8 protein-coding genes are annotated in these 8,549 nt (G+C 35.7%); all 8 read left to right on the forward strand.

The features are described 5' to 3' along the window. On the forward strand, positions 1-777 hold a 777-nt coding region (locus AB4232_RS16780; protein WP_372087579.1), incomplete at its 5' end, for an ABC transporter permease. 10 nt (positions 778-787) lie between these two features. Continuing rightward, entirely contained in the window at positions 788-2,182 is a 1,395-nt protein-coding gene (locus AB4232_RS16785) for an ABC transporter ATP-binding protein (protein ID WP_372087580.1), read from the forward strand. Between the two features lie 49 nt (positions 2,183-2,231). Continuing rightward, positions 2,232-3,041 carry a sulfotransferase gene (locus AB4232_RS16790; RefSeq protein ID WP_372087581.1) on the forward strand — a complete coding sequence of 270 codons (810 nt, stop codon included), beginning with the start codon at positions 2,232-2,234 and terminating at the stop codon, positions 3,039-3,041. A 165-nt stretch (positions 3,042-3,206) separates the two neighbouring features. Then, positions 3,207-4,595 (forward strand): DUF563 domain-containing protein, encoded by a 1,389-nt coding sequence (locus AB4232_RS16795; RefSeq protein ID WP_372087582.1) that lies wholly within the window; start codon positions 3,207-3,209, stop codon positions 4,593-4,595. Between the two features lie 38 nt (positions 4,596-4,633). Beyond that, positions 4,634-5,032, forward strand: a complete 399-nt coding sequence (locus AB4232_RS16800; RefSeq protein ID WP_372087583.1) for an FdtA/QdtA family cupin domain-containing protein — start codon at positions 4,634-4,636, stop codon at positions 5,030-5,032. Positions 5,033-5,065: 33 nt separating this feature from the next. Continuing rightward, the gene (locus AB4232_RS16805) at positions 5,066-5,524 is read left to right on the forward strand and encodes an acyltransferase (protein WP_372087585.1); all 459 of its coding nucleotides are present in this window, start codon (positions 5,066-5,068) and stop codon (positions 5,522-5,524) included. Beyond that, complete coding sequence (locus AB4232_RS16810; RefSeq protein ID WP_372087587.1) at positions 5,521-6,618, forward strand: DegT/DnrJ/EryC1/StrS family aminotransferase; 1,098 nt, start codon at positions 5,521-5,523, stop codon at positions 6,616-6,618. Before AB4232_RS16805 ends, AB4232_RS16810 begins: the two co-directional genes overlap by 4 nt. Before the next feature lie 2 nt (positions 6,619-6,620). After that, a partial coding sequence (locus tag AB4232_RS16815) for a glycosyltransferase family 2 protein (RefSeq protein ID WP_372087588.1) occupies positions 6,621-8,549 on the forward strand: 1,929 nt, incomplete at its 3' end.

Raw genomic sequence — 8,549 nt, forward strand, 5'->3', positions numbered from 1 at the left:
GAAATATATAGAAGTCGTGAGTTACTTGTGACAATGGCGAAACGAGATATTCAGAACCGTTATTTGGGTTCTTTGTTCGGGGGGGCATGGGCATTTATTCAACCACTAGTGACAATCATGGTTATATGGTTCGTTTTTCAGGTTGGATTCAAAGCGCAACCAACATCAGATGGGGTTCCTTTTGCTCTTTGGCTCGTTTCGGCAATGGTTCCGTGGTTTTTTCTTACGGAGGCTATATCTAGTGCAACTAACTCGATAAATGAGCAAAGTCATATAGTTAAAAAAATTGTCTTTAATGTCAGTTTGCTACCAATAGTTAAGATTTTGTCAGCTTTGGCCATTCACCTTTTCTTTGTCGGTATTCTTATCCTCGCTTCTATCTTATATGGTTATTATCCGACACTTAATTGGTTACAAATCCCATACTATCTACTTTGTTCGTTAGCGTTCGTACTCGGATTGTCGTGGTTGACTTCATCTATAGTCGTATTTTTTAGAGACATTGGTCAGGTTGTAGCTGTAGCTATTCAATTGGGTTTTTGGGTTACGCCTATATTATGGAATATAGGTATGCTTCCTGAAAAATATCAATGGGTATTCAAGTTAAATCCTGCTTTTTACATAACAGAAGGCTATAGGAACTCGATTAGCAACAATGTTTGGTTTTGGGATTCGATATTGTGGACTGCCTATTTTTGGGGTACTACTTTTGCGCTTATAATTATTGGAAGCGTGTGTTTTAGGAAATTGAAGCCTCACTTTGCTGATGTGTTGTAGGAGTTGAAATATGAATAATATAGCGATAAATTGTAAAAATATTACTAAAACATATCCAATGTATGATAATCCAAGAGATAGGTTTAAAGAGGCTCTACATCCTTTTAGGAAAATATACCATAAAAATTTTTACGCACTAGATGATGTTAATTTTGAAATAAAGAAAGGCGAAACTGTCGGAATCATAGGACAAAATGGAGCAGGAAAATCTACTCTATTAAAAATTATCACTGGTGTTTTGACTGAAAGCGCAGGAACGACTGAAATTGACGGTGTTGTTTCTTCTATATTGGAACTTGGTACTGGGTTTAATATGGAGCTTAGTGGTATCGATAATGTTTATGTTAACTGTTCTCTAATGGGTATATCCAAAGAAGATGTAGACTTAAAGCTAAATCGCATTATCACGTTTGCTGATATTGGAGAGCATATTTACCAACCTGTTCGAGGATACTCTTCAGGCATGTTCGCTAGATTAGCGATGGCGATCGCAATATCCATTGAACCAGATATACTTATCGTGGATGAAGCCCTCGCTGTCGGAGATATGACCTTTCAAACTAAATGCATGACTGCGATGAAAAGAATACAGGATAGGGGAACAACGATCTTGTTTGTGAGTCACGACATTAATAGTGTGAAAAGTCTATGCGAAAGATGTATTTATCTTAAAAATGGTCGAGTTCATGCAGTTGGAGTTGCTGGTGAGGTCGCTGAACTATACATGAACGATATGCGTATGTTGACGAATCAGGCAAATAAAGATTCTTTGCAGGAACCTAATGAAGACACTGAAGTTGGAGATGAACCCAAGTCTTCAAAAGAAAGTAATGGAAACGGAACTGAGGAATCACTAATAAGGGGGGGCGAACTCGAGGTATTAAAAATAGATGATGGGCCTAGAGTATCAAGTCGAGTTGATGAAGAGTCCGATTTTGACAAAAAAGTTGCTTTCTTTAGACATGGGACTGGTGAAGCAAAAATTACTAATGTAGAGATAGTCGACACAAACGACTTTTTGATCGAAGATGTCCAATTTAACCAAACTATAAAAATAAAGATATATTTTGATAGCTACGTAAACAAGAAAATATCGGTTAATTTTCATATATTAGATGATAAGAAGATTAACATAGTTACTTGTAATTTTCTGCAAGCTGGAAAAGAGCTATACGATGTTAAAGTAGGAGACTCTTTGAAAGTGGAATATACTTTGAAGTTACCGTTGCAACATAATACATACTCGTTGATTGCAATGGTAACTGACCCAATCATTCCAGATGTAAACATATCATATTTGGATGTTGTCCCTGATTCATATATATTTAGAGTTGAAAAAAGACCCAATAGCACACTATGGTCAAAAGTAGATCTGTTTCCTGAGTTAACTATTCAACATCAGTGATGTGATTAGTAATTGTTAGGGGTAATGATAATTTTAAGGTATTTTTAACATGGATAAGAAAGACGCTATCATGATAATAGGTGCACCTAGAAGTGGCACCACATTGCTCTCTGGCTTGATTACAGGTAATGAAAAATGTTATCCGAACTTACCTGAATGTACTTTTATCACTCAAATAATCAAACATTATTTTGATATAGTCAACTATTCTGATCGAGAGCGATTCTCTATCTACGCAAAAGACAAGGAAACATTGTTTAATGTATATTCTTCGCACGTAAATAATATGCTGAAAATAGTGTTGAATAACTTCGAAGGCTCGGGCTACAAATATTTAGTGTTGAAAGATCCTGAAATCTCTCTCTATATTGATCTAATTCCAAGATTCCTGCCTCGGAGTAAAGTCATTTATATTGTAAGGGATCCTAGAGCTGTGGTTTCATCAATGTTAAAGGTGTATATCAAGAGAGGACTTTATTACAATGAGCATGATGGATATTGCTCTGATGTAAATGTAATGAAAGTGGCTAGTGATATATATAATTATTACCATACAATACATGAATCTTGCCTGTTTAAGTCTGGTGGTGTTTATGTGGTAAAATATGAAAAAATAATCGAAGGTCTCAGGGGAGAGTTGGATGGATTGGAAAATCACTTAGGTTATGAACTAAGTGGTAATGCGTTCGAGAGAAACTCATTTGAGTTTGACAATGCGGACCCAACTTTTTCTGAAAATTATGGGAGTAATATTGTTAAACCAGTAAGTGATTATCATGAGTCATTATCAAGCAGTCAAATTGAGGATATCGAATCGATGTTTAGCGGACTTAATCTACTTTATGAGTGGTGGGTGTGATGGGCGCTGAGTTTAAAATTCGATATTTTTAAATGGTTTTATTAAGAAAATTAGACGACAGTTTTATGCTAATAGGTAATTGGATTTAATTACCCTTTGGATATTATTGTAACAGTCTTTTTGTATTTCAACTTAACACGAATAGAAATTTATTTTGGTTTTGATATGAGAAAGTTAATTAAAGAAATTCTCAAGTCTATTTATTATATTTTTCCTCGATTTTTGAGGTATGAGTATATAGATAGCTTACATTTTTATAGGAACACCCTAGTTAGAGTGTTTTCCAAAAATGATTCAGACGCTTTAGAAAGTGATTCAGACGCTTTAGAAAGTGATGACGATGTCGTAAAGGTTATTGAAGTCGGCTTGGTCGATGATATAGATTCTTTAGATGTGGAGTGTGAAGTACTCTATTACAAAACCGGGAACTATTCTGAAATATCCTCCCCTAAATTATATATAGATAATTTGGAATGTAGGCGTTCGTCGTTAAAATCTAGCTTACCAGATATAAAAGTAATTCGTTTGACTGGCGTTTGTGTCCTAGGTGGTACAGATGCTGTGATTTATGGTGATAAGATGTATCATCATGAGTTAAAGTTTCTGACTCCGAAGCATGACATGAAGCGACCTGATATTTTCATTAAAAATACAAGTGTCGAGGCTTTTGATTATGAGGTTATTACTAATTCTCGACGTATTGTGAACGGTGTTTCTATTAGCTTGTTGAAAGAGCATACCTCAAATTATTACCACTGCATGACAGAAGTTATTCCCAAGTTAATAAAAATTAAAAATTCCTTTATAGCTGGTGATGAGAACGTAAATATACTCATCGATGAATGTATGCCAGAACAGTGTGTTCGTGTAATTGAAATAATTTTGTCTGCAACAAGTGATTTTAGCTTTTCTTTGATAAAAATTGAAAAGGCGGAACTTATCACTTGTGATGAGTTAATTTATTGTACTCCTCTTTGGCTATCTTTAGATAATACAACTCACTTACCAAACCCTAAGAAAGAGTTTTTTCTTTCGTTTGATGGTTTGTTAGATGTTAAGCACGAAGTGTCTCGTTCAGTAACAACGAGTGTCTCTCCTGATATCGTAAATAGTAGAATATACCTACAAAGAAGCAATAATAAACTTAGGAAGATAACAAATATCATTGAGGTAGAACGAGTTTTGTATAAATTTGGTTTTGACTTCGTCGATACGGGTTCTTTGAGTTTTGAAGAGCAGTACAGATTGTTTTCACAGGCCGATTTTATTTTTGGTGCGTCGGGAGCGTCATTCACCAATGTTTTGTTTATGAAACCCGGTAGTCAAGCGATAATGTTATCGCCATCTGCGCAGTGTACTAACTACTTCATATTTCAACCTTTAGCTGATGCTTCAAATATAGAACTTTCTCATTTATTAACAGTACCTAGTCTTGAGTCAAGTTCTTTACACGAAGATGCTTCGGTTAATATTAATGAACTAGAAACGTATTTAAATACGAAATTTAGTATTCTAGGTTTAGATGCAGCAGCTTGTAAATGCGTAAATGCGTAAATGCGTAAATGCGTAAATTTATTTAATTGGGAGGATACGTGGACGTAAAATTTATACAGTTTCAGGCGCATGGAGATGACAGAGGTTCTTTGGTTGCGCTAGAAGATAAAAAAAACATACCGTTTGCTATTGAACGCGTTTATTATTTGTACAACACAAAAGGCGATGTTCGTCGAGGTTTTCATGCCCACAAGAAACTAAAGCAATTAGCTATTGTATTAAAAGGGTCGTGTAGATTCTTGTTAGATGACGGACATGAAAGGATCGACTTTCTCTTGGATAATCCTGAACAAGGGTTGTTTATAGAATCTTTTGTTTGGCGAGAGATGTATGACTTTTCGGATGACTGTGTGCTTTTAGTCTTAGCTGATAGCTTTTATGATGAGTCCGATTATATTCGTGATTACGAACAATTTTTAAAAGAAATTAAATCATGATTTTCCTTTGCTATAATAGTGGATGTTCTTAATATGAAAGCTTTTATCCATAAATTAAGTGATGTTCAGACTGATAGTATCGGAATGAATACAAAAGTTTGGCAGTATGCCGTAATTCTCAAAGGAGCAAATATCGGAGAAAATTGCAATATCTGCTCACATACCTTTATTGAGAATGATGTTTTTGTTGGTAATAATGTCACTATAAAATGTGGTGTTCAACTTTGGGATGGTATCTCAATCGGAGATAATGTTTTTGTAGGACCAAACGTGACTTTTACAAACGATAATAGACCTCGCTCGAAGCAGTTTCCTGATGAGTTTTTAAAAACGATTGTTCATGATAACGCTTCAATTGGCGCAAATGCGACAATCTTGCCTGGGATTGTCATTGGTGCTGGTGCTATGATTGGTGCTGGCTCTGTTGTTGTTAAAGATGTTGCTGCTCACAGTACTGTTGTTGGTAACCCCGCGAGAGAAATAGTAAGATGATTCCATTTTTAGACCTAAAAACACTTAACGAAAGATATAAAGAAGAAATAAAGGCTTCCTTTGAGAGAGTTGTTGACTCTGGTTGGTATATTATGGGAGATGAGCTAAAGCAGTTTGAGAGTGAGTTTTCATTTTATTGCCAGACGAATTTTTGTATCGGTGTCGGTAATGGGTTGGATGCGCTGACACTTACTCTTAAAGCTTGGAAAATTATGGGGCTAATTCAGGATGGTGATGAGGTCCTTGTACCTTCTAATACATTTATCGCATCTGTCCTTGCTATTTCAGAAAGCAATCTGACACCTGTACTAGTTGATGCAGACCACGAGACATTTAATATAGATGTAACTAAGATTGCTGCAAAAATTACGTCAAAGACCAAGGTAATACTTCCAGTCCACTTGTACGGTCAATTGGCCCCAATGGAAGAGATTTGTAAATTGGCTAAAGAGCATGACCTGTTGGTGCTAGAAGATTGCGCACAAGCACACGGAGCTATGATTGATGGGAAAAAAGCCGGTTCTTGGGGAGATGCAGGTGCCTTCAGCTTCTATCCTGGTAAAAACTTAGGAGCTCTAGGTGATGCTGGTGCTATTACCACAAATAATGAGAAACTTAAGGAAATTGTTTCAGCACTTAGAAGCTATGGCTCTCACGTAAAATATGAGCACATTTACAAAGGTGTGAACAGTAGGTTAGATGAAATACAAGCAGCTATTTTAAGAGTTAAACTTAAGTATATCGATGATGATATCGAAAATCGACATACAGTCGCTCGCTATTATATCGAAAATATAAAGCACGAACTCATCACGCTTCCTGAATGGAAGTACGAAGCAAGCCATGTTTTTCATTTATTCGTTATCAAAACTCCAGAACGTGAAAAGTTGAGCGAGTATCTGTTGGAAAATGGTGTACAAACCCAAAAGCATTATCCCAAATTCGTAAATGAACAAGTAGCCTACTCAGAATTAGAGCATACTAACGAGCTTAGAAGTGTGTGTGATGATATTTTGAGTTTACCAATTAGCCCCACTCTGACTGAATTGGAACTACAACGTATCGTAAGCTTAATTAATAGTTGGTCCATTTAATCATGCAGAAACCAAGTAATCCTTTAATCTCAATATGCATGGTGACATATAATCACGAGAAGTATGTTTCAGACTCCATTGAGAGTTGTTTATCACAAACTTATAATAACTTTGAGTTGATTATTGTAGATAACAACTCTACCGATGGAACTGTTGAGACGATAAAGTCGTACAAAGATAAAAATGATATAATTAAGTTTATTAGCTTAGATAATAACACTTTTCCCTCACACGCATTTAACTTGGCTATTCGAGAATGTAAGGGAGATTATGTTACTTTACTCTCGGGTGATGACCTTTATCACAATGATAAGTTAGAAATTCAGCTAGCCATGATGCAGCAGAAGGCTACTCGTTTTTCTTTTTCTTGGGTTGATATAATCGATGACGATAACAATTTATGTGATCACGAACTATCTCAAATCTTTAACAGGGAGTTTAGCAGTTTAGCGATTAAAAAGAATTTCATTGATTGTGGAAATATGTTGTGTGCGACTTCAGGTATGTTTCATAAAGACATATTTGCAGAGTTTGGGTATTTCGACGAAAGGTTACTTCAACTTCAAGACTATGACATGTGGTTAAGATTATCTTCAACTGAAGATTTTACATTACTTAGCCAAAAGTTATCTGCGTATCGCGTGAGAGGAGACGGAGAGAATTTGAGTTTAGCTGTTAACGACTCAAAATTCTTTCGAAGTGAATATGAACAGTTTCGCGTTGAACGTCGTTTTCTAGACTTTGATCTCAATGTATTGTCATCTATCGTTGGCTCTGAATGTACCCGGACATCTAAATACACCAAACTACACGATTATCTTTTAAGTCTTGGTAAATTTGCGTCGGCTAAAGCAATGCTAGATGAGTTCTATGTCCATTTAGGTTATGAAATAGATTTCCCTTCTGCTCTTTATAGTGATTTTTTTGATTTATATTCAAAGTCTGATTTTTTTAGGAGCAAGGCACTAGACACAATAAACGCTTTGACTAATGAAAATGGTACTTTGACTTTTCAAGTCGCTGAGTTAAGTGCTCAACTCGAAGACAGAGATATTGCGTTAAACAGCCAAAAAGAAGCTCTAGAGCAAGTTGCTAATCGTTTAAACGCCATTGAAACTTCGACTATTTGGAACTCTGTTCAACCAATTATTGCCTTGTTGAATAAAATTAAGAAAGCTAAAAATCTGATTCTTTACCTTCCGCGAGCTATACGTCAGAAAGGAATGAGAAACACACTAAATTATGCATTACGAATTTTAAAGTCTGGTGGGGTAAAGGCTCTTGTACATGCAACTTTACATCATTCATCAAAAGTTAATATTAGTAATATAAGTGATAAACATTTCTTAAATAACGTATCGACTCCCGCTCATAAGATCTGCACAAACTCTGTGACAATTATTGCAGAGCTAAGCATACAGCAATGTACTAAATATCGAGTGACACAGAAAAAAGAAATGCTTGAGCTGCTAGGATTTCAATGCGAAGTTGTATCTTGGACCGAGTATCACCAAGCAAGAGCTAATATCTCCAACTCATCTATAGTTATATTTTATCGAGTACCTAGTACAGATATTGTTATGTCTTTGATTGAAGAGTGTAAGCGCCTCAGTGTGACAACTTTTTGGGAAGTCGATGACCTTATCTTTAACGAAGCTATACTAGCAGAAAGCAAAACTGTTAGCGATCTCTCGAGTCAAGTTCGAGCTCAGGTTTTAGAAGGCGCTAATTCTTATAAAAGAGCACTTCTTGCATGTGATATGGCAATTGCTTCAACCTCCGGTTTAGCTGAGTCTATGAATGCTGAAGGAGTTGAAAATGTTTTCATACTTGAAAATTGCTTAGATTCAGAAACTCTTCAGCTAGCTAATGAGATATTAAAGAGTTCGGAAAAGAAACAGAAAATAGATAATAAGATTAGGATAGTATAT

The organism is Vibrio sp. 10N.286.46.A8, from assembly GCF_041470165.1.
GTDB classification, from domain to species: Bacteria; Pseudomonadota; Gammaproteobacteria; order Enterobacterales; family Vibrionaceae; genus Vibrio; species Vibrio tasmaniensis_A.